This is a genomic window from Salinivibrio sp. AR640, from assembly GCF_001995405.1.
GTDB lineage: Bacteria > Pseudomonadota > Gammaproteobacteria > Enterobacterales > Vibrionaceae > Salinivibrio > Salinivibrio costicola.
Map to the genome: position 1 here is coordinate 41,997 of NZ_MUFD01000020.1, position 26,329 is coordinate 68,325.

General features: G+C 47.4%; 23 protein-coding genes. 17 read left to right on the top strand and 6 right to left on the bottom strand.

The genetic code is table 11. From position 1 onward, the window contains the following. Positions 1-291: 291 nt before the first annotated feature. From BZG75_RS10860 to BZG75_RS10875, 4 genes are read left to right on the top strand one after another with little or no spacing between them, the layout of a single operon-like run. The gene (locus tag BZG75_RS10860) at positions 292-1,455 is read left to right on the top strand and encodes a hypothetical protein (protein ID WP_242413598.1); all 1,164 of its coding nucleotides are present in this window, start codon (positions 292-294) and stop codon (positions 1,453-1,455) included. After that, a complete protein-coding gene (locus tag BZG75_RS10865; RefSeq protein WP_077576964.1) occupies positions 1,445-2,020 on the top strand; it encodes a condensin complex protein MksE in 576 nt (191 codons plus the stop codon). The genes BZG75_RS10860 and BZG75_RS10865 overlap by 11 nt, the downstream gene beginning before the upstream one ends. Beyond that, positions 2,014-4,806: a hypothetical protein gene (locus BZG75_RS10870; RefSeq protein ID WP_077576965.1), complete on the top strand. Its 2,793-nt coding sequence runs from the start codon at positions 2,014-2,016 to the stop codon at positions 4,804-4,806. Before BZG75_RS10865 ends, BZG75_RS10870 begins: the two co-directional genes overlap by 7 nt. An 11-nt stretch (positions 4,807-4,817) precedes the next feature. Beyond that, positions 4,818-5,681 (top strand): DUF7281 domain-containing protein, encoded by an 864-nt coding sequence (locus tag BZG75_RS10875; protein WP_242413599.1) that lies wholly within the window; start codon positions 4,818-4,820, stop codon positions 5,679-5,681. Between the two features lie 151 nt (positions 5,682-5,832). On the opposite strand, the gene dgt is transcribed toward BZG75_RS10875, so the two are convergent. Both dgt and BZG75_RS10885 read right to left on the bottom strand, forming a co-directional pair. Next, on the bottom strand, positions 5,833-7,362 hold the full coding sequence (dgt, locus tag BZG75_RS10880) for a dGTPase (RefSeq protein ID WP_077576967.1): 1,530 nt from the start codon (positions 7,360-7,362) through the stop codon (positions 5,833-5,835). A 611-nt stretch (positions 7,363-7,973) separates the two neighbouring features. Then, positions 7,974-8,870: an NAD(P)-dependent oxidoreductase gene (locus tag BZG75_RS10885; protein ID WP_025744797.1), complete on the bottom strand. Its 897-nt coding sequence runs from the start codon at positions 8,868-8,870 to the stop codon at positions 7,974-7,976. Between the two features lie 121 nt (positions 8,871-8,991). On the opposite strand from BZG75_RS10885, the gene BZG75_RS10890 reads away from it, so the two are divergent. Then, positions 8,992-10,740, top strand: a complete 1,749-nt coding sequence (locus tag BZG75_RS10890; protein ID WP_077576968.1) for a bifunctional metallophosphatase/5'-nucleotidase — start codon at positions 8,992-8,994, stop codon at positions 10,738-10,740. 237 nt (positions 10,741-10,977) lie between these two features. Here BZG75_RS10890 and BZG75_RS10895 read toward each other — a convergent pair whose 3' ends face one another. Then, positions 10,978-11,907, bottom strand: a complete 930-nt coding sequence (locus BZG75_RS10895; protein WP_198532933.1) for a hypothetical protein — start codon at positions 11,905-11,907, stop codon at positions 10,978-10,980. 349 nt (positions 11,908-12,256) lie between these two features. Here BZG75_RS10895 and BZG75_RS15420 point away from each other — a divergent pair, with 349 nt between their 5' ends. From BZG75_RS15420 to BZG75_RS10940, 10 genes are all read left to right on the top strand, one after another. Then, complete coding sequence (locus BZG75_RS15420) at positions 12,257-12,430, top strand: hypothetical protein (protein ID WP_021023852.1); 174 nt, start codon at positions 12,257-12,259, stop codon at positions 12,428-12,430. A 144-nt stretch (positions 12,431-12,574) separates the two neighbouring features. Beyond that, positions 12,575-12,865 carry an HlyU family transcriptional regulator gene (locus tag BZG75_RS10900; protein WP_021023851.1) on the top strand — a complete coding sequence of 97 codons (291 nt, stop codon included), beginning with the start codon at positions 12,575-12,577 and terminating at the stop codon, positions 12,863-12,865. Positions 12,866-13,158: 293 nt separating this feature from the next. Beyond that, on the top strand, positions 13,159-14,712 hold the full coding sequence (locus BZG75_RS10905) for a Re/Si-specific NAD(P)(+) transhydrogenase subunit alpha (protein ID WP_077576969.1): 1,554 nt from the start codon (positions 13,159-13,161) through the stop codon (positions 14,710-14,712). A gap of 9 nt (positions 14,713-14,721) precedes the next feature. Continuing rightward, on the top strand, positions 14,722-16,098 hold the full coding sequence (gene pntB / locus BZG75_RS10910) for a Re/Si-specific NAD(P)(+) transhydrogenase subunit beta (protein WP_021023849.1): 1,377 nt from the start codon (positions 14,722-14,724) through the stop codon (positions 16,096-16,098). A 251-nt stretch (positions 16,099-16,349) separates the two neighbouring features. Continuing rightward, complete coding sequence (locus BZG75_RS10915; protein WP_077460769.1) at positions 16,350-17,789, top strand: ATP-binding protein; 1,440 nt, start codon at positions 16,350-16,352, stop codon at positions 17,787-17,789. After that, positions 17,761-18,426 (top strand): response regulator transcription factor, encoded by a 666-nt coding sequence (locus tag BZG75_RS10920; protein ID WP_077460768.1) that lies wholly within the window; start codon positions 17,761-17,763, stop codon positions 18,424-18,426. Before BZG75_RS10915 ends, BZG75_RS10920 begins: the two co-directional genes overlap by 29 nt. After that, positions 18,426-19,340, top strand: coding sequence for a DUF2861 family protein (locus BZG75_RS10925; RefSeq protein WP_241833887.1), 915 nt, complete (start codon positions 18,426-18,428; stop codon positions 19,338-19,340). Before BZG75_RS10920 ends, BZG75_RS10925 begins: the two co-directional genes overlap by 1 nt. Positions 19,341-19,464: 124 nt before the next feature. Beyond that, positions 19,465-20,598 carry a conjugal transfer protein TraF gene (traF, locus tag BZG75_RS10930; RefSeq protein WP_077576972.1) on the top strand — a complete coding sequence of 378 codons (1,134 nt, stop codon included), beginning with the start codon at positions 19,465-19,467 and terminating at the stop codon, positions 20,596-20,598. 97 nt (positions 20,599-20,695) lie between these two features. Next, positions 20,696-20,863, top strand: a complete 168-nt coding sequence (locus BZG75_RS10935) for a YoaH family protein (protein ID WP_077460953.1) — start codon at positions 20,696-20,698, stop codon at positions 20,861-20,863. Positions 20,864-20,947: 84 nt separating this feature from the next. Then, the gene (locus BZG75_RS10940) at positions 20,948-21,502 is read left to right on the top strand and encodes an HD domain-containing protein (protein ID WP_021023844.1); all 555 of its coding nucleotides are present in this window, start codon (positions 20,948-20,950) and stop codon (positions 21,500-21,502) included. Between the two features lie 35 nt (positions 21,503-21,537). Here the strand turns inward: BZG75_RS10940 and nadE are convergent, their stop codons facing one another. Beyond that, positions 21,538-22,377, bottom strand: a complete 840-nt coding sequence (gene nadE / locus BZG75_RS10945; protein WP_077576974.1) for an ammonia-dependent NAD(+) synthetase — start codon at positions 22,375-22,377, stop codon at positions 21,538-21,540. A 201-nt stretch (positions 22,378-22,578) separates the two neighbouring features. Here nadE and BZG75_RS10950 point away from each other — a divergent pair, with 201 nt between their 5' ends. Beyond that, complete coding sequence (locus BZG75_RS10950) at positions 22,579-23,100, top strand: nicotinate-nicotinamide nucleotide adenylyltransferase (protein WP_021023841.1); 522 nt, start codon at positions 22,579-22,581, stop codon at positions 23,098-23,100. A 28-nt stretch (positions 23,101-23,128) separates the two neighbouring features. On the opposite strand, the gene BZG75_RS10955 is transcribed toward BZG75_RS10950, so the two are convergent. Next, positions 23,129-23,800 (bottom strand): hypothetical protein, encoded by a 672-nt coding sequence (locus tag BZG75_RS10955; RefSeq protein WP_077576975.1) that lies wholly within the window; start codon positions 23,798-23,800, stop codon positions 23,129-23,131. Between the two features lie 194 nt (positions 23,801-23,994). Between BZG75_RS10955 and BZG75_RS10960 the strand changes: the two genes are divergently transcribed. Further along, positions 23,995-25,164, top strand: a complete 1,170-nt coding sequence (locus tag BZG75_RS10960; RefSeq protein ID WP_021023839.1) for a 1-acyl-sn-glycerol-3-phosphate acyltransferase — start codon at positions 23,995-23,997, stop codon at positions 25,162-25,164. Between the two features lie 10 nt (positions 25,165-25,174). Here the strand turns inward: BZG75_RS10960 and BZG75_RS10965 are convergent, their stop codons facing one another. Beyond that, positions 25,175-26,089, bottom strand: a complete 915-nt coding sequence (locus BZG75_RS10965) for a LysR family transcriptional regulator (RefSeq protein ID WP_077460762.1) — start codon at positions 26,087-26,089, stop codon at positions 25,175-25,177. Between the last annotated feature and the right edge of the window lie 240 nt (positions 26,090-26,329).

The following is a 26,329-nucleotide window of genomic DNA, read 5'->3' on the forward strand; positions in this document are numbered from 1 at the left end:
AATAGCCACTCTCACCTAATAGACTACGTGCGCAATTTAGATCCTAGTCTAGTTATTCGACATGTTTATGCGTTTAGTGTTTACCTACTGCTATTAAGGAGACATCATAAAAATAGTTAAACCTGCAGATAGTCTCGGCGGAATGAAAGCCGGCAAGTCGTTGAATAAGGGAGTGAAATGGTCGCACCTAAAAGTCTCATTTTTCAGTTACATCAACATTGGGAGGTTGTTGAGCAGCTAACGCGGCTTTCGCGAGAGTTTCCAGCGTTTGAGCTGAGAGTACTTGAGCAGGTGATCAATCAATTCAAAAATAAGCAAACAGACAGTAATACTGTGCTCGCAAGCCTTGTTAACGCAGATATATTGCAACTTATCAACCGAAGTAGTGACTATCAGCTAAATACATTAGTCGTGGATTTTGTGAGAGGCTTGACGCAAGAGCATGAGCTTGGCCTATCAGCAGTACTTAGAGCACGAGTCGATGCGATTAAAGACGCCACCAGCCAGGTGTTAGAAGGGCTAGATGGGTCGGACAATGATTTGCTGCGTACCGGCGCGAACAGACTCTCAGAGCTTGTCAGAAAGATCACCCAACAGCTAATCCAAGACAAACAAGCAATTTTTGAAGTAGCAGAATTAGCGAAATCAGCGGATACCAGTATGCCGATTGAACGTCGTTACCGTGAAGTCCTAGAGGTATACGATCAATACGTTGAGCCGATGAACGAAATGATGGACAGCGGCCTTGGTGGTAGCTTCTACCCATTATTAGAAAAAGCAGAAGAAGCACTGGATGATGCGGTCGATCGACTCTCGATACGTGGCGCTTTGTATCAACAAAGGCTGGCGATGCGCCAGATAGCTTATCAAGTGAAAGAGCTTCGTTATCAAGGACGCGTCATTGCTCAACAATGTGCTGATACTTTGCTGCCATTACGTGAGGAAGCAAGACAGCATAACCAGCTTTCAGCGGTGATTAGTAAGCAGCTCAGTCAAGTTCGTAAAAAGGGATTAGCGCGAGGGCTCAACGCCAAGGGGCTACCTTTGTGGACAAGTAGCCGTGTCACCAAAATTCAATTGGGCAATGAGGTGCGTGAATTAATGGCTGAATTCATGAATTTTGAGCCTATTGCTGTTGTTTTCCCTGATGAAGAAGATGGACCGACGAGTTCAACGGTCAGCTGGGTGGATGAAGCGCGGTTGAGAGAAAAGCTGAGCGATTCGTTGCCGGTTGACAATCTTATGATATGGCTGAGAGAACACTATCCGCATTTACCGGACGCAGCGTTATTAAGACGTTACCATGAACTTGTGCAAGAGCCTCAATGGGAAAGCACGTTAGGGCCACACTCGAATACTACAGCGTTAAACACCGTCGCCGTTACTTATTACCCTCATAAAATCAGGGCATTAACTGATCCAACTCCTGCAAAGGGTATAGATCATGCAAAATAGTAAAATCGATTTAAATGAACTGGCACATTTGACCGAGTTATTTCACCTTTTTAGCTCTGGACGACACCTTAACCGCTCGGCGGATGCCGCGCTATGGCATGAGCTTGAGCTGCAAGCAGAACAGTATCAGTATCTATTTGCAAACCTAGGTTTTGATTTGCGGATTGATGGACGCGGCTTTGCTTGGTTTCATGATGAAGAAGGTAATCAGAACATCAATAAACAATCGCGTCATTTAGCGTTATTGCTAATGGTGCTATTTGATCATCAAGCGGATAGCGGTCGCTCCCGTGGCCAGTTTTACCAATGGACAATTGATAACACCTTACTCGATGACATTTACGGAAAGCATCAAGGACTTTTGGATGCAGAAGAGCTAGACCGAGATGCACTCGCAAAGATACTCGACAACGCTGTGCGAAAAGGTTTTGCCGTTCAAGAGAACAATCACTGGCGTTTGTTGCCGTCGGTATATCGCTACCTTGATCACTTCCAAGCAATTACAGAGCACGCATCTGAGAGTGATATAGCGGCTACGGCTTATGAGGAAGATGAATCATGTTAAGTTATGGCTTTCAACGTGTAGCGTTAATCGGCAGTGCGGGATACCAGCGCGCTGAACTTCCTCTCGATGATTCTGTATCATTAATCGCACCCAATAACCATGGCAAAACAAGCCTTATCAATGCGCTTCAATTTCTACTTATCATCGATCAGAGAAAAATGGATTTTGGCTCGCACACGCGAGATCAAACGCGTCGCTTTTACTTCCCAAATAACAGCGCCTATATCTTACTAGAAGTAATTCTACCGCAAACGGGCACAGTAGTGTTTGGGTGTGTCGGTAAAGGGGTGGGCCATGACTATGAGTACTTTGCCTACAAGGGAGAGTTGAATTTAGACGATTATCGTTTAGATGATGGTAATATCGTCAGCCAACCAAAGCTTGTCAGTCACTTAGCAAAAAAGAAATATAGCGTCCATCGATATAACGAGAGGGACTTCCGTCACTTGATTTATGGCGGTGCAAAAAGCAAGAAGACGAGCGATATTGACTTTACCGTATTTAAGCTTGAGCATATTAGCGATGCCCGTTCCTTCCAGCAGGTACTCACCAAGACGCTGCGACTCGACAAACTAAATTCTAGTGATGTGAAAGAATATTTGTTAACGATATTTAGTCGAGAGCTACCCAACGCCAGTATTGATTTTAAGCAGGAATGGGAAAAAGCGTTTCAAGACATTAACTTAGAGCACGAGCAGTACCTAGCCGCTTTCAATAATCAAAAGATGATTTACCAACTCGAGCAAAAGTTTGAGCGTACCTTATCTTTACGAGGAAAGATTGCCGTATGCCAACCGAAAGTGGATGCGTTGCTAAAAGACTGGCATGGTCACGTTCAAACGACGCGGGAACAGCTAGTTAAGCAAAAGGCTAAGCTTGAACAAACCTCACGTGAACTTCGAGAGCAAGATATCGCTCAAGCAGGGAAACGCCAAGACTTAGTCAATGAGCTGGCAAAGCTAGATCATACGGAGAAGCAACATCAAGAGCTGGAAGCGCGTTTTGCCCTGATTCCGGATCAAGGATTCCTAGAGAGCCAGTTACGATCCGCCGAGAAAGAGTATGAAGCGCAGGCCACATTATGTGTTCAGTCCCAGCGCTCCTCTTCCGAGATGCTTCGAAAACAATTGCAAGAAAAAGAACAGCAGCGCCAGCGGCTGCAGTATCAACAGCGAACCCTAAATGACAATTTATACCTTCACCTTTCTAAGACGCTCAATACACACGAGTTAGATAATCTAAACAAAGTGCTCAGCCAACAAGTTCTGCAACTGCCACCCTCACAGTACTCGCTTAATGCTGAGCAGTTGCGAAGCGTTTTTAATCGCGAGTCCTCACAGCAATGCTTGCTCCCCGGCTTAACATTGTCGCTTCATGAGCTATTGCCTCAGCATGTGCAGAAAACAGAGTCAGAGGTTTTGGAGGAAATTGGTAGCGTTAATGAGCAAATAAACGAGCTCAAAGAATTACTACAAGCAAGTAGAGAGCAAGAGGCGGCTGAGAGGAAAAAGGCCGAATTAAATAGTGCTGTTAGGCAGTGTGAACAACAGCTAAAAGAATTCCAACAGTTACAAGAGTTAACACACAATCAAGCACAGCGAATCGAGCAAAGACAGGCTGTTGAGAAACAGCGAGTAGCGATTAACGATGCGCTTAACAACTCAGGAGAAAAGCAAGCCTATCTTTCAAGGCAATTAAGTGAGGTAGCGGATAAGCTTAATAAACTGGCTTCAGACGAGAGCAGTGTTGAAAAACTAAAAAAACAAAGAATAGATGACCAAGCGCTATTTAGCGGACTTTCTGACCAGCCACATTCGCCCTGGATAGCGGGGGATGATTGGTCTTTGGCGTCACTTCCGGATCGTCTTCAGGACTACATTGAAGATTGCAAAGCCCTTGATCAGCTATCAAAAGAATTGCGCCAAATGAAGAATGAATTGGGTCAAAAAGGGCTGACGAAGTTTCAGATGGCGCAAACACAAGATGAAGAATTAGAGGGTATTATTCAATTCAATCATTGTTTGGACGATGAGAAAAAAGCACTGGAAAGGCGGGCCCGATCGGCCGTCGTCAACGTCACTGCCAGTTTAAGAGAGCTGCGCAGTGGTTTATATGCATTGCAAAGTAAGATGAAGGAATTCAACCGCCTGATCAGCCAAAGGCAGCTGTCAGATCTTAAAATTTTCAAAATTGAGCCAGTCGAACAAAGTCTGCTTGTTAATGCGATGAATGTGCTGATCCAACAAGCAGAGCAAACTGAAAGTGGTCAAAGTTTTGAGCTATTTGATCAGGGCAGTATCCTCGATGATGCTGATTTAGAGCGCGCGAAGAGCCTGCTGATTGATGAGGGCAATGCTCGCCAAGGTTTAAGAGTAGCAGACTTATTCCGGCTTGAATTTGTCGTTGCCAAGCACGGCCAGCCGCAAGAGTCATTTGAAGAAATTGATAGTGCCGCCTCTAACGGAACCGTATTGATGGCGAAGCTTGTGACGGGTCTGGCGATGTTGTACCTCATGCAAGATAAACGCCACCAAATGAAAGCAGTCTGTTATTTGGATGAAGCGTCAGCTTTGGATACCCAGAACCAAACGAGCTTGATAGAGATTGCGGATCAATTCGGTTTTGCCTTGATATTTGCCTCTCCAGCCCCCTTAACCACCGCGCGTTATTGTGTGCCAATTCACCAAGCCAATGGCAAAAATCATATTAGTCGAAATAGCTGGCAGATTTTCGAACCACTAGAGAGTCAAGAGCTGCCCCAATCATATGCAGAGCCATCGCTATGAGCCAGGCGTTGGTGAAAGCACTCTCGCGACTCGTTGAGGTTTACCCTGATTCCGTTGCCGGAAGTACAATGACACCGTCTCAAAAGAAGCAGCTTGAAGCGTTCAATCACAAAACGCGGTGTGTGCAAATTACGCCTAAAGGCCGTGGTGTTGTTTATCGAATTCAAGATATGGATGTAGCCACCGTTGAACTTGAACGGTTGGCCCCCGACCAACGTGTATCTTCCAGTGTACCGCAACGATCGGCAAACATAGCCTCGACACGCAGCAGCAAACAAGGATACGCAGGTCACGATGTCACGTACGCTCTGGCTAAAACGGTTGCGAACCCTTTGTGGGACGTTTCCGGCGTGCCAACTGAGCACTTAAATGCAGCCACAGAAGTGTTTGGTGTCTTGTCGCTTGAGGTGGGCGGAGAGCGAAATAGACATCTTCACACAGAACATTCCATTTGGCTGGTGGAGAATCAAGCGCTATTTGACAGACTAGATTGGTTGCCTAATAACGAACCTACTACCGTTATTTGGTACCGCGGGCAGCTACACAACAAACTAATTGATTGGTTATCGGTGCCTGAAAGGGCACCGATAGTCTACTTTTTTGCTGACTATGATGGAGTAGGGCTGAATAACTACCGCCGCCTCAAAGAGAAGCTTACAGAAAGAGTAGAGTTTTGGATGATGCCGAATTGGAAGGCGTTTTTGTTGCGTTATGGACAAAACCAGCTTTGGGTTGACACCGCCCGGGATTTTGCCTCTTTCGAGCGCAATAGCCAAAAGCTTTTAGCACAGTCATCAGAGTTACGAGAGTTGGTGACGGAAATGAAGAAGCATGGCTTAGCTTTGGAGCAAGAGGTGATTTGGTTGAATGACTAATATCTGTGATTTCATCTTATATTTACAGGTATACATTAGTGGATTGATGATAATTCAAAATGAATTCTCGTGAATAGTTAAATTAAGAGTGATTAAAAGGGAAGATGGCTTCCCTTATATTGTGATTACATTTCAGATTGTCTGCTTTTACTTAGTCCAACACATGTAGATTACGATATTCGTCATAAGCGTACTGATCGGTCATGCCGCTAATATAGTCTTGGATGAGGCGGACTCGAAAATAAAACTCCCAAATATCGTCATCAAAGTCATAGGGTAAGTACGTAAGGTCAGACGGTTTATTTTTTTCTAGCTCTAACCTTTGCATAGCGATTTCGTATGCTCGAAGGTGCTTGTTCGGTAGTTTTTTGTAGAGTCTTCTCTCGTATAGAGGGGCTTCTTTAATGTTGGTAAAAGTCTCTTTGCTTAATAGTAATAATGGCTTATACGCTTCAAGTAACCCCGTAATGATTCTATATCCTTGTAGCTCACTTTTTTCTACTTCTGGATCGCAGAAAGCATAGTTCATAGCAACATTCTTAAGAGCTTTTACTAATGCATGATTATCACTATGATCTTCAATTAGCGCTCTATTGAAGCTCCCGTGAAATACCTTCTCTATGTTATCTATAAACTGTTTGCATGCATGTTTTGGTAGGCGTTTGTTTATTTCCACGCGAAGAGTAATGAAGAAGTGGCTGTTCGCACAGTTATCGGATTTTGAAGCGCTTTCACTGGCGACATCAACGATCTTTTTCATCTCTTCACTGTTTTGCAAATCGTACTCTTTTACAAGAGATTGGTATTCGTCGTTTAAAACTTCTTTGAGTTGATCTACTGTGAGAATGTCTTTTTCAACAGCATCCTCAATGTCTGCAATGCCGTAGGAAATATCATCCGCAGCTTCCATTATGTATGAAAATGGAGAGCGGCAATGAGAGTCCATTGACAGCACCGTTTTTAGTGACTCTATGTAGCGGTGTTCACTTAAGTAATAACCCACTTTTTTCATCAAATAGTCATAGTCATGTAATTCCGAGTTGCTCTTTGTTTTAGGCGATGGTTGATCCCCACGGCGAGTATACTTGAACACACCAGATACTTGCGAATAGGTTAGATTGAGCTCGAGTAGAGTGTGAACTAGGCGGATAGCCTGTGCGTTACCTTCGAAATTGGTAAGATCTTGTTGGATTGGCTTTGGTAAGTCGATTGTGGGCTCACCGTTCTTATCCATTACAAGAGATAGTAAATTTCTAGAAAACCAATCGTTTATAGCTTGCTCTCCAAAATGTCCGAAAGGTGGATTGCCAATGTCATGCATTAAACATGACATTTCGACTATCGACTCAAATTGACGTTCTAATCCGGTTAGCTCGTATTCTTGTTTAGATTCTTCAGAGAGCTCTTTAAAGATTAATTGAGTGATGTATCGACCAACTTGTTGAACTTCGAGAGAATGAGTGAGACGACTGCGAACTGCAGCATTACGTTCGAGGGGAAAGACTTGAGTTTTTTGTTGAAGCCTTCTGATTGCAGCTGAGTTGAGGATCCTACCTCGATCACTTTCGAAGCTTTCTTGTGCTACAATTTTGCTGGATTCAGTCAGTGGACGAGGTTTAATGGCTTTTCCGCTATGATATACCCTTGTTCCTCGAACTTTTTCTTTGAAGTTGATAGCCATAATAGTTCCTCTTTGTTTAACGCGCTGAAGAAACTATACCTAAGATTCTAGTCGGCTCATATTAGATTGGATAAATAATGTGATTAGGGATTTAGTCATTGTGAAGAACATTGACTTGGGGAGGATGACCAAAAAGCTGGTTTTTAGCTGTATTTAGTGAGATGTTCCGGTATTTATCTATTGACTTTATTGTTAACATTAAGCAAGGGGTTGCTTTTTTGGCAAGTTATAGGGTTTTAATATACTTGGTTCGAGAACCACTGGATCTTGTTGTTAACCATGTTTGTACAACCTTGCTGATGCGAATGCGCCAACGTCATACAAGTCAGTGGCGCGACAATGGCGCGCATCATACCACTTAACGGTATCGATGAGAAAAGCTGGGGTGTGCTACTAAATAATAACTACTTATCTTTCTTGCTCGGGCTCAACTGCTTATCACACCATTTTTCAATAGAGGGTGCGTATAAGGTGAACAGGCCAATGATCATGGCGATGGCGCAGATTACATAGATAGCTGTCATTACACCCCTCCTTATTGGTTAACTTTAGTATACACCTTGTTTAGCCTTTCCTCGGCCTCAAGTGCCGAGGATGGCCGTATTTTTAGGTTAGGTTGATGAAGATGGTTTGGTATCTGTATCAAACTGCTTGATCAGGACTGAGGTATCACTTCGACCGTATCCGCGTTGTTGCAGCTGCCTGTACTGTTGATCCACTTGCTCGGTTAAGGGAAGGTTCACGCCTAATTTGGCGGCTTCTTCTAAACAAAAGCCAAGATCTTTACGCATCCAATCAATCGCAAAACCAAAATCAAACTGATCCTGTGCCATGGTCGATGCGCGATTGTCCATTTGCCAGGAGCCCGCGGCACCGTGCTTAATGGCATTGATCATTTTTTCGATATCGAGATCAGCGGATTGCGCGAAGGTGAGTGCCTCGGATAAGCCTTGTAAGACGCCGGCAATACATATTTGGTTGGCCATTTTACAGCGCTGGCCGCTACCATTTGGCCCAATATGCTCAATCGCACTGGCGTAAACAGTCATCACAGGTTCAGCATGACGAAATACAGCAGGATCGCCACCCGCCATAATAGTAAGTTTGCCGTTTTCGGCGCCCGCTTGACCTCCGGAGACAGGCGCATCCAAAAAGTGAATACCTTGTCGGTTACACACGTCGGCAAGTTCAGTCGCCAGCTCTGCAGAGGTGGTAGTGTGATCCACCAAGGTACTGCCTTTTTTCATATTGGCCAGCACACCAATGTCGCCATAGACCACACTGCGTACGTCATCATCGTTACCTACGCACATAAAGACAATGTCAGCGTCAGTGACTGCCTCAGCAGGGGTACATCCACTCTGTCCTTGATAGGTTGTACACCAGCTTTCGGCCTTGCCGGGGGTTCGGTTGTAAACCCGGGTTGGGTAGCCGTTACGTTGCAGGTGGCCGGCCATCGAAAATCCCATCACGCCGAGGCCAATAAAAGCCACTTTGGTCTTGTTCACTTGCATATCGTCACGCTTCCCTGTTGTGGATTAGGTAGTAATCTATCAAAAACTTAACCTTTCTTGTATATGTCAATGTTAAGCTTGTATCATCTTCTTTTGTGTTGTGGCACGGATTATTATGACAGCACGACAACCATTCTCATTAACCATCGCGCATATTAACGATACGCACTCACACTTTGAGTCTACGCCTGTCTCGCTCAGCTTAGATAGCGAAGACACACGGGTATATGCCAATTGCGGTGGATTCGCACGCATTGCATCGGCGGTGAAGCACTTTCGTCATCAGGCTGAACAAAATCAGCACGGCTTTCTGTTTCTGCACGCCGGTGATTGCTTCCAGGGCTCGCTGTATTATTCCTTGTTTAAAGGAAAAGCAAATGCCGACATGCTTAATCGCCTTGGGATCGACGCGATGGCCATCGGTAATCATGAACTGGATCAAGGCAATGGGCCCGTTGCCGATTTTCTCGATGATATTAAGTTTCCTTTACTTGCCGGTAATTGGCATGTGGATGATGAAGCAAAAGACAAGCAAAAACGGGTAAGCGATAAGCCTAGCTTGATGCCATACCTGCCAGAGCACGCACGTGCGAGCACCCTGATCAAAACCTACGCGGGCCATCAGGTTGGTCTGTTTAGCTTGGCGGTTGAGAAAATGGCGGCACTGGCACATCCCGATCACGATACGCCGTTTTTGCCTGCCACCCAGATAGCTAGAAATACGGTGGCGTATTTGCGTGCTCAAGGGGTCAACACCATTATTTTGTTAAGCCATCTTGGTTATGACAAAGACAAGGCACTCGCAGCAGCAGTCAAAGGCATTGATGTGATTGTGGGAGGGCACACACATGTCTTACAAGGCGATTTTCAAAATATTGGTCTCGAGGCCCAAGATCCATACGGGTATCAAGTTAATGATACTTGGATTGTGCAAGCCGGGTGCCATGCGCAATCTATTGGCCGTTTTACGTTATCCATCGATGAAAAAGGTCGGCCAACAGCCTTTAATGGTCAAAATTACGTGCTGCTTGGACGCAGTTTGGCGATGGATGCGTCGCGCGAGCAGCAATTAACCGACACCTCTTATCAAGCGGCGCGCGACTATCTGAATAGTCAGTCGAATGTACTCATTTTGCCGAGTGATTTAGATCTAAAACGCCACTTGCAACAGACATATCGTCCACAAGTGGCACAATTAGAGCGTGATATTGTCACGCATGTGCCCGAGCGTTTACGCCATGTTCGCGTCCCTGACGGCGAAGGTAGTAGCGACGTGGCCCCTTTGGTCACCGAGAGTTTTCTTTGGGCGGCGCGTGAGCAAGGGATTGATGCGGAGTTTGCGATACATAATGCGGGAGGAGTTCGAGTTGGATTGAACGCTGGCCCGCTTTCTGCTGCATTAATTGCCGGTACACTGCTGCCGTTTGCGATCGACGTGATCGCGTATCGAGTGACAGGCGAACAAATCCGCAGCGCGTTAGAAGGGGCAATCAACAACGCGACCAACAATGGCGTTGCTGGTCTTGGGACCGGCAGTTTCCCGTATTGTGCCGCTATCCGTTATCGTTATGAAGCGTGGCGCCCGATGGGGCAGCGCATCACCCAATTAGAAATCAAACGGGGTGAGCATTGGGTGGCGATGGACGATGCGCACCGATATACCGGTGTGTCCTCATCTTATACGGCACAAGGTAAAGAGGGCTATGACGCACTGCAGACAGGCCGTCGTCGCTCAATTGGTTTATCAATGGCGGAGTGTTTTATTCGGTATGCACGGCAGCAAAACGCACTCACGCTCCCGAGCCAGCCTTTAGTGTGTTATTTGAGTACACCCGATCAGACTCAAACCTGTTGGGGTCAATAACTTGGCCCATCCTTTGCTTATTCATCGATAGGTTGCACGTTCGGCATAACATTGCCGTTAGATTAAGTTTGGATCGTTATTGTCGATAACCGTAATAGGTGCTCTGAATGTAGCCATACTATCGAAAGGTGAAGATGATGGAAAAACGTGATTGGTTTGATGTGGGGTTGATTAGCTTTTGGCTGATAGCTTGGGCATCTTTGGTTTATTTTGTACCGGTTGTATAAACGAGCCGCGCTAGGGTACCTGCGTGTCAGCGCGATGCGCGTGACGTATGGCCCAGCGAACCAAAAGAGGCTGTAGGTAAATGGGTAACTGAATGGCACCGATTAAGGGTAAAAATACCGGGCCAAGTGCGACGCCGGCAACGGTATAAGTCAGTAATACATTGCGATTTACGGCGGCCACCGCGGCGATCATACTGGCTGCTTGTCCTTGTCGTCGGTATAAACCGAAGGCAATGGTAAAAAAAAGCATGCAAATTGCGACTGAAATTGCTAACAGTTCTAGGGCATACGCTTGATCGTTTTGCCAGGTTTCTCCAAATGGCCCCACCAGCCCCAAAGGAAAGCTAAACACCAGCACAATAGTAAACTGTGCGAGCTTGCCGTGAATGCGTTTGAGTTTTTCGGGCTTGACCAGCGCGTGAAAAATCGCGGCGAACGCCATGGGCCCGAAAATAAATACCACTAATCGAATCACGTAGCTTTGTAAATCCAGTGAAAAAGCATCACCACTGAATATTGTTAAATTGACGAATAAGACAACTGGCATCAGCAACGTTGAGGCGATGGTGTAGGCCATGGCGATCAGCGCGTCCATGCCTAACGAACGGATAATGGCGGGTGTGGCAAACAAGGAGCCGGTTGCGCAGACCCCACTAATCGCGAGTAATAACCCTGTCGATGCACCCAATAACCAAGCGATCGAACAGGTTATCAGCGTTAATACCACCGCATGAATAAATGCATATACCCACACTTGCCACTGGCCCAGTGCTTTTACCAGTAAACCTTGGTGGATGCCAAGCAGTGTAAATAGCATCAGCGCAAACAAAACATAGGGAAGAAAAGGAAACAACGCTAGCGATACCGCTGGAAATGCAAAGCCAATCAGCGCAGCAATAAAAAGAAAGATCGCAGAGTGTCGGGCTAGAAACGCAAGCATGGTCAACACCTTAGTGACATGTGTAACATTGATGTTATCAGGTTTTAATCGATAATCGAGCGATAAATCGCCATTTTTAATAAGTAAGACACGGCCATGTGCAAGTGACAAGGTATCGCATGGGTGTGGAGACGGCTTTCAAACAAAATAAATATAATGACAGCTCAGGGGAACGTAAAAGCAAATAGGCGCTTTTTTAACCGTAAGTTAACATGATTTTCTGATTAGCGATTGCTTGCTTTTCGGATTATAAAAACTAATCCTATGCTTTAATTTTCATCAATTTATCATTGTGGGTTAGCCGCCTATACTACGCGCCGAGTGATTCAGAAAATAAAGCGAGGATCGTATGACGACTGCAACGGTTAATATGACACGTTCACGTCGATCTTACGCGGTAACTATCAAAGGACTGATCGCTCATGCCATGGATGTGTTGTTTACCCGCAGCACGCAAGCACCTGCTTATGATGCAAGCCGTTTACCGGCGCATTTGCAGCGTGATATCGGCATAAACCGATAAGACGACAAAAACGTAGACAGAACGCGAAACGCCACATCATCGAGATGTGGCGTTTTTTTATTTGTGGTTTAATCACCCTTGGCATTAACCAATCATATATTGCCTGATTTGTCCGAGCCGAAAGATAAAAAGGAGTAAAGAAAGATGGGATGGTTTTCCGCACTTTTTTCTGGTGGTCAATCGAAACAAGCTAAAGCGACTGTGACCCCAACAGATTACAAAGGCTATTTGATTTACCCCGAAGCGACCGCAGAAAGCGGCCAGTACCGTGTATGCGGGCGTATTTGCAAAGAAATCGATGAACAGGTGATGACCCATCACTTTATCCGTTCTGATCTATTGGGAAATCAAGACGATGCAAATAGCTTGATGATCACAAAGGCCAAAATGATGATTGACCAGAATGGCGACAAGATTTTTGCGCGTGGCGGTTAGGCGATGCTGAGTGATACCAAAATTAATGCATAACTATGAACAATAAAAACAGATAAAGTGTCGATTGGATCACATTTATACCCTAATGGCGATCCTCGCCCTGTGGTGATTAAGGAATAAACTCGTTAAGTTAAGGCTGTTGCGTTGCTAAGCACAAATTACTGACCCCCGCAACTGAGTGAACAATGGGTAAAGCCGTTTTCAATACGAATTTAGTCAGTGAATGTCTCTCAGGTGGTACTCACCTGTGACGATTAAAAAATTTTTTATAAGCCAACATTCAGGGAATAGCTATGCAGATTGGTGTTCCAAAAGAGAGGCTCGTTAATGAAACGAGGGTAGCTGCGACGCCAAAGTCGGTGGAACAGCTTATCAAACTCGGTTTTGACGTAGTGGTAGAAAAGGGAGCGGGCGAAAAAGCAAGCTTCGAAGATACTGCGTACGAACTTGCCGGGGCGACCATTGTTGATACGGATGCCGTTTGGCAGTCTGAGGTCATATTTAAAGTCAACGCACCGGGTGTGATTGAACAAACCGGTCAAGATGAAGTGGAACGACTACAAGCAGGCACCACGCTTGTCAGCTTTATCTGGCCTGCCCAAAACGAAAAGCTACTTGAGCGATTATCGGCGCGCAATGTTAATGTGATGGCGATGGATGCCGTGCCGCGGATTTCTCGAGCACAATCTTTAGACGCGCTGAGCTCGATGGCAAACATTGCGGGCTATCGCGCTATTGTCGAAGCGGCCCACGAATTTGGCCGTTTCTTTACCGGGCAAATCACCGCGGCCGGTAAAGTACCGCCTGCCAAGGTATTTGTTGCCGGTGCAGGGGTGGCAGGTCTGGCTGCGATTGGTGCTGCCGGGAGCCTAGGTGCCATTGTTCGTGCCTTTGATGTTCGCCCAGAGGTGAAAGAACAAGTTGAAAGCATGGGCGCTGACTTTCTTGAAGTGGATTTCAAACAAGACAGTGCAGGCAGCAGTGATGGCTATGCCAAAGAGATGTCGGATGAATTCAATCAGGCTGCGCAAAAGCTCTATGCGCAACAAGCAGAAGATGTCGATATTATCGTCACCACGGCGCTGATCCCTGGTAAACCTGCGCCAACGCTGATTACTAAAGAGATGGTAGACAGCATGAAATCCGGGAGTGTGATTGTTGATTTGGCAGCCGCCAATGGTGGCAACTGTGAGTACACCGAAAAAGACCAAGTCATCACCACGCCAAATGGGGTCAAAGTGATTGGCTACACCGATATGGTAGGGCGCTTGCCGACTCAGTCATCACAACTGTATGCCACTAACTTGGTTAACCTCACCAAACTGCTTTGCAAAGAAAAAGACGGCAATATCACCATTGATTTTGACGATGTAGTCGTACGTGGCGTCACCGTTATTAAAGAAGGCGAAGTGACGTGGCCTGCACCGCCGATTCAAGTGTCGGCACAACCGAAAGCGGAACCTAAACCCGAACCTGCACCGAAAGCAGAGGCGAAAAAAACGTCACGGGCAACCAAGTATGGCTTAATGGCCGCCGGGTTGGGGGCGTTTGGCTGGGTAGCCAACTACGCCCCAAGTGAGTTCCTTTCTCATTTGACCGTGTTTGTGCTTGCCTGTGTTGTGGGCTACTACGTGGTCTGGAATGTAACCCATGCGCTACATACGCCACTGATGTCCGTCACCAATGCGATTTCAGGCATCATTATCGTCGGGGCGCTATTGCAAGTAGGACAAGGGATCGGTTTTGTTACCTTCCTCTCCTTCATTGCCGTGTTGATCGCCAGTATCAATATTTTTGGCGGCTTTACTGTTACAAAGCGCATGCTTGAAATGTTCCGTAAAGGGTAAGGAGAAAGAATGTCTGAAGGATTGGTACAAGCTGCGTATATTGTTGCCGCACTCTGTTTCATTCTGAGTTTGGCTGGGCTCTCAAAGCAAGAGTCTGCGCGTGCCGGTAACTACTACGGGATTACCGGGATGGCCATCGCGCTGGTGGCGACGATTTGGGGTCCCGATGTTCAAGGCGTTGGTTGGATTATACTCGCGATGATCATTGGTGGCGCGATTGGTATTTACTACGCCAAACGGGTTGAGATGACCGAAATGCCGGAGCTGGTGGCGATGCTGCACAGTTTTGTCGGCCTGGCGGCGGTATTAGTCGGTTTTAACACCTATATTGATCATCCACCGCTGACTGGTGCGATGCTTAATATTCATTTAGTTGAGATCTTCTTAGGCGTGTTTATTGGTGCAGTGACTTTCACCGGGTCGATTGTCGCCTTTGGTAAATTGCGTGGCGTGATCTCGTCGAAAGCGCTGGCGTTACCGCATCGTCATAAGCTTAACCTTGCCGCCGTCGTGGTTTCCTTTTTACTGTTGATTAACTTCGTCAATGCCGAAGGCTCCACGTTCGCACTCATTGTAGTGACGCTCATCGCGCTGGCCTTTGGTTATCACCTTGTTGCCTCGATTGGCGGCGCAGACATGCCGGTTGTGGTGTCTATGCTGAACTCGTATTCCGGTTGGGCAGCGGCAGCGGCAGGCTTTATGCTGGCGAACGATCTACTGATCGTCACGGGGGCATTGGTTGGCTCATCGGGTGCCATTTTGTCTTACATCATGTGTAAGGCCATGAACCGCTCATTCATTAGTGTGATTGCTGGTGGCTTTGGTTCAGATGGCACCGCGTCATCGGGTGATGAAGAGGTCGGTGAATACCGCGAGAGTACCGCTGAAGAAGTCGCAGAAATGCTAAAAGACTCCAACAGTGTTGTGATCGCACCCGGCTATGGTATGGCCGTTGCGCAAGCGCAATATCCTGTTTACGAAGTAACAGAAAAACTGCGTAATATGGGCATTGACGTGCGATTCGCGATTCACCCCGTTGCAGGGCGTTTGCCTGGGCATATGAATGTGTTGCTCGCAGAAGCGAAAGTCCCCTATGACATCGTATTAGAGATGGATGAAATTAATGATGATTTCCCAGATACGGATACGGTACTGGTGATCGGAGCCAACGATACGGTTAACCCCGCCGCAATGGATGACCCGTCTAGTCCCATTGCGGGGATGCCCGTACTTGAAGTCTGGAATGCTAAAAATGTAGTGGTCTTTAAACGCTCAATGAATACCGGCTATGCTGGGGTGCAAAACCCATTGTTCTTTAAAGACAACAGCACCATGCTCTTTGGCGATGCGAAACAAAGTGTCGAGGCTATTTCTAAAGCGCTATAGTTAAATTCAAAGGCACTATAGTTGAACTCTGGGACGCTATTATTTTAAAGAGCTCGTCCTTCAAAAGAGCCAGTGATTCAGCTGGCTCTTTTTTTGTGCACGATCGCCGGCGCTGGATGTGAGTAAAAGCTATCTTGCCTAATAGCTATCTTGCTTAAAAGGCCATCTTGCGTAATAGCTATCTTGCATCCTGACAGTCTGAACTTACAATGCACTGACATTATTTATAGGTTTGGTGGTAAGCTGTCACTATGCGAATTCTGCTGCTAATTATTTTTACGTTGACAGCTTGGCCAGCGATGGCGGCGAGTACATTTTCAGAGCAAATGACTGCGTTCCGTGCTCAGTTACTGTTGGCGGATCCTGTTGCTCGTTATAACCTCATCGGTATTAACCGTGCTTTTCCACGTGTGTTGCTCAGTCCAGAGAGCCTATTGCCACAGACGGCGCGCTACCCGTTAAAAGATATTCGCCGCTTGTATCAGGCTGCGCAAAAGTGTCAAGGACCTTGGCCAGTGAATCCGCAAGTGACAGAGCCTTTGGTGTTTACTCGTGCCATGTGTAATAACACCCAGCTTCCGGTTGCTTGGTTTTCTCGCTCTGGGTTTATTCATCCAGGTGGCGGGAGCTATGCGGCCAAATACGCGGAGAAATATCCAGCGCGACGCAGCGAGCTTGTGCGCTTTTTTCATATCCAAGAGCGACCCAAAGCCGAACCTGACAGTTTACTCGGTCGACTGCAAAGAATGGATTCATCAGCCGTCGAGGCATTGAATAGCGGCGCTAAAACCTTGGTCAGTCAAAATGAAATGTGGATCCGTGTGGGCAGCTATTACCATTTGTATGCCGCGCAGCAATGGCAACCTCTTGTTGCTGAATTTGATTTACACCTTAGGCCTCGGGGGGAGCAAGATTTTTGTTTGGCCCGTGTGGGGAACATTTGTTGGAATGAAGAAAAAGCGCCTAGCTATTGGCCTTATCTTGTCGGCGCGCTGATTATCATCAACCTGGTTGCCCTCGGTGGTTGGGGATTTAACCGATGGACGGTACAGCGTCGGTTGATGCAAGAGCGTATGCTGGTATTACAAATATTGACGCACGAGTTACGTACCCCCATTGCCAGCTTGTCGATGACGGTTGAGGGGTTTCGGCGTAAATTCGATACGTTACCAGAGCCCTTTTATGATGAGTTTCGTCGTTTGTGTGAAGATTCAAGGCGTCTAAAACAGCTGGCGGAAGCGAGTAAGGATTACTTGCAGTCGAATCAAAAGCCATTGGGCAAAGAAACGATTCCGTCTATCGAAGAATGGTTAGGATACATTTGTGAAGAACATCAAGTGACGCTTCAGGTGAGTCAAGATGGCGCGGTGCGGGCCAATGTCTATTGGTTGACGACATCATTGAACAATTTGATTGCCAATGCGGTCAAATATGGTGTCGCCCCGGTTGAAGTGCATGCAAAGGTATCAGCGGATCGTTTCACCATTGCAATATGCGACCAAGGCGATCTGACCGCCAAGGATTGGAAGCACATACGTAAACCCTTTGTCAGCCAAAGCGGTCTTGGGCTCGGGCTGACGATCGTAGAATCGATGATTGAGAGAATGGGGGGCAAGTTAATCCTTTCTGGTCCACCCACCACATTTACTTTGGAGATTCATTGTGACGCAACCGACGTTACTTCTGGTTGAAGATGATGCCAATCTAGCAGACGGCTTATTGGCAAGTTTGGAGCAAGCGGGCTACCAGTGTTTATATGCTGATAGTGCGACGAAAGTTGCTGAGTTATGGCGTGATGCGGATCTTGTCATCTTGGACCGCCAACTGCCTGAAGGCGACTCAATCGAATGGCTCGCGGATTGGAATAAACTCAAAACCGTGCCAGTGATCTTGTTGACAGCCATGGTGTCCGTGCGTGATCGCGTTGGCGGGTTAGACTCGGGCGCTACCGATTATATCACTAAACCCTTTGCCGAAGCAGAGCTGCTCGCGCGCGTGCGTGTCCATCTTCGTCACCCTGTCGGAGAAGCGGAAATATCGAGTGACGATCTCGTGATCAATGAGGTGAGAATCGATACCGCGAGTCGTGCAGTCTTTTGTGGTGACCAAGAGATGACATTGACACGCACTGAGTTTGACTTGTTGCATTTCCTCGCCAAAAACGCAGGGCGTGTATTTACGCGTGATGAATTGCTCGATCAAGTGTGGGGGTATAACCATTATCCTACCACGCGTACGGTTGACACCCATATATTACAACTACGCCAGAAGCTGCCCTCGGTGAATATCGAGACGCTACGTGGCGTCGGCTATCGCATGAAGGCATGATGAAAACGCGCGCTCTCTTTGGACTATTAGCAACTATGCTGGGTGCTGGTGGCGCGCAGGCCGCGTGGTTTAACGGCAATGACGCGTTAACCAGTGCCCATCAGCGCCTATTAAATGGAAAAACCGCAGCCAGTGTAGAGGCCATGATTGAAGCCTGGCAGCAACCCAATCTTTCTGCTGCCAAGCAGGATCATCTCGCTCAGCTGCTTGCGCTCGCGATCACGGAGGACTGTGGGCGCAGTTTAAGCCAAAAGACATTGCCTGATTGGTTGAGCAATATATCTGTGCGTCGCGAAACGGTCCAAACCACGAGTCGGGTGTATTATCGGCTCCAAGTGTCAGGGGAGTCGCAAACGGGGGTGAATGCACTCACGTTAAAAAAATGGCCGGATAAAACGGTGATGCATGGTGAGTTCTCTCCGGCGCAGCAACACGGTTGGCGTTTGATCAAAGATGGCCTTTCCGATCCTATTTCCCAAGGTCTTTATCAACTCACAGCAGAGTCAGTATCAGGCCATACGTGGTCGAGTTGGTTGCTTCTGACCCAGCCTCAGCCACGTCAAACATTGAGCTGGAAAGATACCCGAAGCTGGCACATTGCCCCTTTTGATGATTTTAACTCAACCTGTCAACGGCCCTTTCTGAGCCTTAACCTGTATCCGCACAATCAACCGGATGGTGCCCCGATCTGGTCTGCTGAAAAGCATAAGCGGCTTCCTACTCAGCTGCCAATGTTAGATGTGCCTAATGGTCAATACTGGTTTAGTGTTGCCCTGATTGAACGGCGCTGGCAGGGCGCGCTGTCAATTGAAGAAGTTCAGCGTATCGGCCGGGCGATTGATTTACCGGATTTGGATCCTGACGCTTTAAATAGGATAGCGCCGAGCCGCTCGGACAAACAAAGTGACGAATAAATAGACATTTGCGTTATGGTCAATTTGATAAAGTTCACACCTTTTTAGTGAGTTCGGTCCAATTTTTCACTTTTACCTCTATGCTTGCCTTTTAAATAGCAAATCAAAACATAGGGGTAACGCAATGACCTTTAAAACAAAAGCGCTTGTGGTGGCACTGGCCGCATGCTCAACCAGTGCGTTGGCGGCGACTAACCCAACCGATGCCCGTGCCAATGCCATGGGTGGGGTAGGCGTGGCATCGGGGGATTATCTTTCCGCAGGCTTTCATAACCCAGCTTTGGCTGCACTTGATCCCGATAGCGCGTTTGGGGTGCTTATCCCGTATATTGGTGCCGAAGCGCGAGATCCCGATGAGCTTATTGACGGCCTCGATGATGTCGCCGATGCGTTTGACCAACAAGATGCAACAAAAATTGAATCTTCACTGAGAGCGGTGCAAGGCGATAAAGCCTACGTCAATGCGGGTGTTGGTGCTGCGGTGGGGATTCCCACAGGCTCTATCTCGGCGACACTCTATACATCTGGGTTAATTGAGGGAGCAGTCTTAACAGATATCGATTCCGATGACTTTAATCAATCAACTGGTAACTTTACACCAGAATCCTCAGCAACCATTCTTGCCGCTGGGGTTGGTGAGTTAGGGGTCGCACTGGCAACCAACCTTGATATTGCCGGCCAGCGCGTCGCGGTGGGGGTAACGCCTAAACTGCAACGGATCACTACCTATAACTATGGCGTCTCGGTTGATGCTTATGATACCGACGACTGGGATGATAGCCGCTACCGCGAAGAAGAAAATGCTTTCAATCTTGATTTGGGCGCCGTGTGGCAATCGGGCCCTTACCGGGTTGGCCTTGCCGGCAAGAATTTAGTTAGCCAAGATGTCGATACCGTAACCATCAATAACAACCGTTTCACTTATGAGCTTGAGCCGCAATTTACCCTGGGCTCGGCGTTTGTGTCTGACTTTGTGACCGTTGCTGCCGATTTAGATCTCAACAAGAAAAGCGGCTTTAAAGGTACGCTTAATGTGGATGATGACACCCAGTTTTTCCGAGTCGGGGCAGAGTTTGACGCCTTTGGCCATGCGCAACTACGCACCGGCTATCGTGCGGATCTAGAAGACAATGTCGATAATGCCTTTACCCTCGGTCTTGGTTTATCCCCCTTTGGTGTCGCCAATCTTGATATCGCCGCGAGTATCATCGATAGCAACAGCTATGGTGGTTCCGCTCAGCTGGCCTTTACGTTTTAAATCAGTTACTGCATGACAAATGATTGGGCAGGCCCTAAAATGGCCTGCCTTTTTTAATCATCACTTACCAATCATTGATCATCAAGAGAGTAACCGAATGTTTGACGGCGTTACGCTAAACCACGAGCAACAACAAGAAGCGGCAGAGCGCATTCACGCGCTGATGGCAAAAGGCATGAGCAGCGGTGAGGCGATTATGCAGGTTGCCAATGAAATACGTTCGCAAGCAGCGCAAGCGGCTCAAGCCTCTTCGTCTGAAGAGTGAGACACACTGCAAACATATTGTGTTTTTATTTACAATTCCAACAATCCCTGATTAATTTAAAGTAGGTCAGTAAAGGAGTGTTGGATGGGTAGTCGGCTGGAACAAGCGCGAGAGTGGGCGAGGGTAAGACATGCCCTCCAGCGGTATGGCGCTCAGCCCTATCGTTGTCACCTGGATCATGTCGAGCGGATTGCCACGCCTTTTGGTGAACAAGCACGTATTGTGGCGCAACTGCACGATATTTTGGAAGACACCGCGACGCGTGTGGATGAGATCTCTGCGCTTTTCGGCCCCACGGTAGCCCGCGCTGTGATGCTGGTGACCGATCCGCGCCGACCCAATCGCGAAGAGCGAAAACGCGCGTTAAACCAGCGTTTGATTGTGCTTGATGTCACGGATGAGGCGGCTTGGCTTGCCTTGGTGGTAAAAACCTGTGATCGACTCGCGAACGTCATTGCCAGTAGTGAACACAGCCCAAAACGGTTTGAGCAATATCAACGCGAACACGGCGGCTTTCGCGTTGCTGTATATCGCCCCGGTTTGTGTGACAACTTATGGCAAGAGCTAGATGGCTTGATTGATGCCGGCCAACACGCAGACCGACATCCTGATCATCAGCTCCACGCGTCGATCTCTTAACCGCTGTTTTCGACGACGCGGTTAATGCTTAGTCGTTAGTTATCTAAGTCATACACAGTTGGGACGGGCTGTCGTTTGTGCTGCGTTGCCTGGTACACCTTAATAATCTTCTCTTTCACCGCATTATCGACTGGCTTACCTTCAAGAAAATCATCAATTTGCTCATACGTGAGTTGTAATGCGTCTTCGTCGGCTTTTTGTGGCGATAAGTCTTCCAAATCCGCGGTAGGGACTTTATGAACTAACACATCCGGCGCCTCTAAGTGGGCGGCAAGTTGACGCACTTGGCGTTTATTGAGACCAAATAAAGGGGCAAGATCGCAGGCGCCATCGCCGAATTTGGTATAAAAGCCGGTGATGTTCTCTGCTGAGTGATCGGTGCCGAGGACCAAACCTTGGGTTAAACCGGCAATTTCATACTGTGCAACCATTCGAGCGCGTGCTTTAACATTGCCTTTGGCAAAATCAATCCGCCCTTCGTTTGCTGGCAATAGCCCAACTTCCGACACTGCATCGAGTACCGATTGATGTGTACCGTCGACACCGGGTTTTACATTGACTGTCACGGTTTTACTTGGTTGGATAAATGATAGCGCGAGTTGGGCTTCATCCTCATCTTTTTGCTCACCGTAGGGTAAGCGTACCGCGATAAACTGATATTGCTCGGTGCCTGCGGCTTGATTAAGTTCGTCAACGGCTAATTGTGCCAGTTTTCCACATGTTGAAGAATCGACGCCTCCACTAATGCCTAATACAAGACTCCGGGTCCCTGAACGTTGTAGCATGGCTTTGATAAACGCAATGCGACGGCGTACTTCGAGTGCTGCGTCAATCGTGGGTTGCACGCGCATTTCTTCGCGGATCGGGTGTTCCATGTTGTGTTCCTCTTTTTAACTCTGGCATGCGACTTTAATGAAGGTTTGGCTGCGTATTATTGTGCATGATCTCTGGCGCGTTGGGTATAGCCAAATCAATCCCTTCGCGTTGCTGGTTACGTGTTAGGTTTTTGATTGGTTTCATGGCATCATTATGCGCGATATCCACCGCATCCAGAATGGTTCGGCTAAGAGAATACGATGACAGAGCAAATTGCAGTGTTTGGTAGTGCTTTTAATCCGCCGACGCAAGGCCATGCGTCGGTATTAGCACAACTGAACCACTTTGATCAGGTATTGCTGGTCCCTAGCTACAAGCATGCTTGGGGGAAAGCGATGGCGCCTTATGACACTCGCTGTGCGTGGGTGCGGACGTTTATCGATGATGTCGCGCTCTCGAACCTGACACTATGTCAACGCGAGGCATCGCTTGGCGCTGAAGGTGACCCTGTCACAACATTTATGCTGCTGAGTGCGTTACAGCAAGATTATCCAGAGGCCGCGTTAACTTTTGTTGTTGGACCAGACAACTTGGTTAAGTTTGGTCAATTCGCGAATAGTGACGAGATCCTTGCGCGCTGGTCTGTATTAGGAATGCCAGAAAAAGTGGTGGTCCGAAGTACCCACATACGTGAACGACTCCAGCAGGGACTACCCATTAGTGAGTTAACCACCCCGAACGTCGCGGCACAGCTAACCGATTCAGCGTTCAGGGCGTATTAGCACATGATAGATTGATTCGTCTTGTGTATCACGCCTCGAAGGTGTCGGTATAACGCGCATACAGTGATTCTGCTTGCGCGTGCGCGATGCCGATATTTGTCGCCGCCTTGGTTAATGTTTGCCCCGATTTAAGGGCTGCACGGAGTTGTCTCACGATAAAATATTCGTGTAAATCTTCCATGGTCAGTTGCGTGAGTGCTTGTAATTGATAGTGTTGTTCAGCGTTTGCGGGTGGTTGACCTGTTTGCGCTCGTGTCACACAATCTGCCAAGCTTTGGGTTTGTCGGTCGAGTGTTTGTGACGGTGTCATGAGTGAAACCTGATCTAATGCGACAGCTTGAAGCCGGCGTGCTTGCGCTGATGATGACGGCTGATATCCTGACGTAAGCAGTGCACAAAGGCTGGCAACAAGCAGGGGGGACACCTCGATATGGCCAACTTGTGTAGGCAGCTTCTGCGTGACACGTGGCGATATGGCCAGTTGATGTACTCGAGTGTTTGGCGTGATGGTCAGGGCATGCAAACACTCAAATGGAAGCCAAAACCCTTGACCACTATGCACAGGGATGTCGGCTTTCCCTAAGCGAACAAATACGACGCCGTCTTCAACAAACAGCAAATTAGCCGTGTAACGACGCTTACGAGGCGTGAAAGTCAGTGATGATGGTTGGTAAAACGTATGTTCGCTGGTGTACTTCATAATGGCGTCTCAATGTAACAAGGCGGCAATGGTGAGCACTTTTGCTGTTAAGGTCAAGTACACACCCCGAAAGGGAACCCTTTTGGTGCAATAAGGTCTGACCTCCAACCTGTGGAAAATATCGGTGGATTCACTTTGAATCCTTGTTTGGCTGCGTAAAATAGCGCGGTTTTTATTAGCTATAATGGAAGAACGTGCAGACAGTTAACGATCCCTATCAAGAGATTCGTCCTTATTATGACGAAGAAGTTCCAGGTGCGATTCAGCGTCTTATTCAAGATGATGAATTTATCAATGCGATTCTGTCTTATCGCTATCCACACGCATCCGGCCCGCTCGGTTGGCTACTCAAGCCTGCGCTAAAACTGTATCTGACCAAAAAGTGGAATAACATCAGAACCGTACAGGATGTGCAGCTACATGTTGCCAGCTATATGCGCAAGATGATCAAAACAAGCTGCGATAAAGTCACGGTCTCCGGTGTTGAAAATCTCGACCCAAGCCAAGCGTACCTCTTCGTCTCGAATCATCGGGATATTGCCATGGATCCCGCCTTAGTGAATTGGTGTTTGCATCAGCGCGGATTAGATACGGTAAGAATCGCCATTGGTGATAACTTGTTGCGTAAGCCGTGTGCAACGGAGCTGATGAAACTGAATAAAAGTTTTATTGTTAAGCGCTCTGCTAAAGCCCCCCGTGAAATGATGAAATCGCTATCACAATTATCCGCTTACTTACGTCTTTCTCTCGATGAAGGGCAGTCTATATGGATAGCGCAACGAGAAGGGCGAGCAAAAACCGGCGAAGACATCACTGATCCTGCGATCTTAAAAATGTTCTTTATGGAAGGCCGAAAACGTAAGCAAGATTTTGATACGTACATGGGCAACTTAAACGTGGTTCCTGTAGCAATATCGTATCAAAACGACCCTTGTGATCTGGACAAAGCGACGGAATTGGATGCGGTTAAGCGATTAGGGGCGTACGAAAAGAGTGAGTTTGAAGACATTCAGACCATCGTCAAAGGTATCGTCGGCAACAAGCGCCATGTTCATGTCGCCTTTGGTGAGCCAGTGACACTGTCACAAGATACGCCTGACTCCATGGCGGCGAAGATCGATAGCCAAATTCATCAGCTGTATCGGCTGTATCCGGCCAACTATATTGCGGCTGGGGTAGAACATGACAGTGTCACACCAGCCGAACGCCGTCTTTACGAGCAAAAAATTGCTCAAGCGCCTGAAGCGGCGCGTGAATATTTGCAACAAATGTACGCCAATCCAGTCCTCAACCAACAGACAGTAGGTGCTGTTCTTTCAGATGACGACGTCGTCGACGTTGTAGGAGAACAAAACGCCGAGTGACCTTGTCACTTTATTGGCGATCCCAAGGCGGTGGATCGCCAATTTCATCACGCATGAAATCGACAAACTCTCTGACCTTGGGTGCAAGATGCTTACGCCGTGGGTAAACGATATAAATTGGCAGTTCGAGACAAGGCTGCCAGTCGGGAAGTACCTCAACCAGCTCACCCGTGTCTAACTCATCGTTTAATAGATAGGTCGCGAGATAGGCGATCCCCAATCCCGCTTTGACTGCTTCGAGCACCGCTGGGGCATTATTGATTGTGTATTGGCCGCTGATATGAACCACTTGTTCCGTGCTGGCCTTGGTGAAGGGCCATTGGTCATAACGACGTTCACGGCTTTGATAAGTAATACAGTCATGATGACGTAATTCATTAAGTTGTTGCGGGGTGCCGTTATTCGCAAGGTAGGTTGGGGCAGCAACCAGTTTGAACTGACAGTCTGCTAATTTTCTCGCCACCATCCCCTCAGGAGGGTGCTCATGAATCGCTACCCAACAGTCATAGCCTTCTTCGACCAGGTTAGGTCGATGGTCGAACAAACTAATGTCGAGATTAAGATCAGGGTACAGCTGTCGGAATTTGGCAAAATGGCGCGTCATTATAGTATTACCGAATGACTGCGCGACGCCGATTTTTAGCTTACCGGTTACCTCATTCCGATAACCTGCGACCATGGCTTCGGCTTCATCTAAGGTTGCCATTAACTGGCTACCATAATCCGCATATCGAGTTCCCACTTCGGTCAACGATACCGAGCGGGTGTTACGCTGTACCAGTTGGACGCCCAAACGATCCTCGAGGTAACGAACCTGTTTACTCACTTGTGATTTGGAAATACCAAGTCGTTCAGCGGCGCGCGTAAAATGCTGCTCTTGTGCAACGGCAGCCAACACCACAATTTGTTGGAGATGTTCGAGCATAGTCTGTGCTTCCATGTTCTCAGTAGGGTGAGACTACCACATATTTCCCTGCCTCTGGAATTAATAGTGACAACGTCACACTAAGCTATCAGAGAAGCACCGTAAAACCCCCTTCCTTTTCTTTTTTCTATCTTATTGTTTTTTAATGTCAATATATTATTGTTTCCTGTGAGATACACTGAAAACATTAAATGTAAGTGCTCACTTTTAAAACGGTTATAAAATTTCACACTATCTTTC

Coding starts and splice junctions, on each gene's coding strand:
- BZG75_RS10865 (WP_077576964.1), top strand. CDS start 1,445: ATGCAAAATAGTAAAATCGATTTAAATGAACTGGCACATTTGACCGAG.
- BZG75_RS10870 (WP_077576965.1), top strand. CDS start 2,014: ATGTTAAGTTATGGCTTTCAACGTGTAGCGTTAATCGGCAGTGCGGGA.
- dgt (WP_077576967.1), bottom strand. CDS start 7,362: ATGGCTATCAACTTCAAAGAAAAAGTTCGAGGAACAAGGGTATATCAT.
- BZG75_RS10890 (WP_077576968.1), top strand. CDS start 8,992: ATGACAGCACGACAACCATTCTCATTAACCATCGCGCATATTAACGAT.
- BZG75_RS10895 (WP_198532933.1), bottom strand. CDS start 11,907: ATGCTTGCGTTTCTAGCCCGACACTCTGCGATCTTTCTTTTTATTGCT.
- BZG75_RS15420 (WP_021023852.1), top strand. CDS start 12,257: ATGACGACTGCAACGGTTAATATGACACGTTCACGTCGATCTTACGCG.
- BZG75_RS10900 (WP_021023851.1), top strand. CDS start 12,575: ATGGGATGGTTTTCCGCACTTTTTTCTGGTGGTCAATCGAAACAAGCT.
- BZG75_RS10905 (WP_077576969.1), top strand. CDS start 13,159: ATGCAGATTGGTGTTCCAAAAGAGAGGCTCGTTAATGAAACGAGGGTA.
- pntB (WP_021023849.1), top strand. CDS start 14,722: ATGTCTGAAGGATTGGTACAAGCTGCGTATATTGTTGCCGCACTCTGT.
- BZG75_RS10915 (WP_077460769.1), top strand. CDS start 16,350: ATGCGAATTCTGCTGCTAATTATTTTTACGTTGACAGCTTGGCCAGCG.
- BZG75_RS10925 (WP_241833887.1), top strand. CDS start 18,426: ATGAAAACGCGCGCTCTCTTTGGACTATTAGCAACTATGCTGGGTGCT.
- traF (WP_077576972.1), top strand. CDS start 19,465: ATGACCTTTAAAACAAAAGCGCTTGTGGTGGCACTGGCCGCATGCTCA.
- BZG75_RS10935 (WP_077460953.1), top strand. CDS start 20,696: ATGTTTGACGGCGTTACGCTAAACCACGAGCAACAACAAGAAGCGGCA.
- BZG75_RS10940 (WP_021023844.1), top strand. CDS start 20,948: ATGGGTAGTCGGCTGGAACAAGCGCGAGAGTGGGCGAGGGTAAGACAT.
- nadE (WP_077576974.1), bottom strand. CDS start 22,377: ATGGAACACCCGATCCGCGAAGAAATGCGCGTGCAACCCACGATTGAC.
- BZG75_RS10950 (WP_021023841.1), top strand. CDS start 22,579: ATGACAGAGCAAATTGCAGTGTTTGGTAGTGCTTTTAATCCGCCGACG.
- BZG75_RS10955 (WP_077576975.1), bottom strand. CDS start 23,800: ATGAAGTACACCAGCGAACATACGTTTTACCAACCATCATCACTGACT.
- BZG75_RS10965 (WP_077460762.1), bottom strand. CDS start 26,089: ATGCTCGAACATCTCCAACAAATTGTGGTGTTGGCTGCCGTTGCACAA.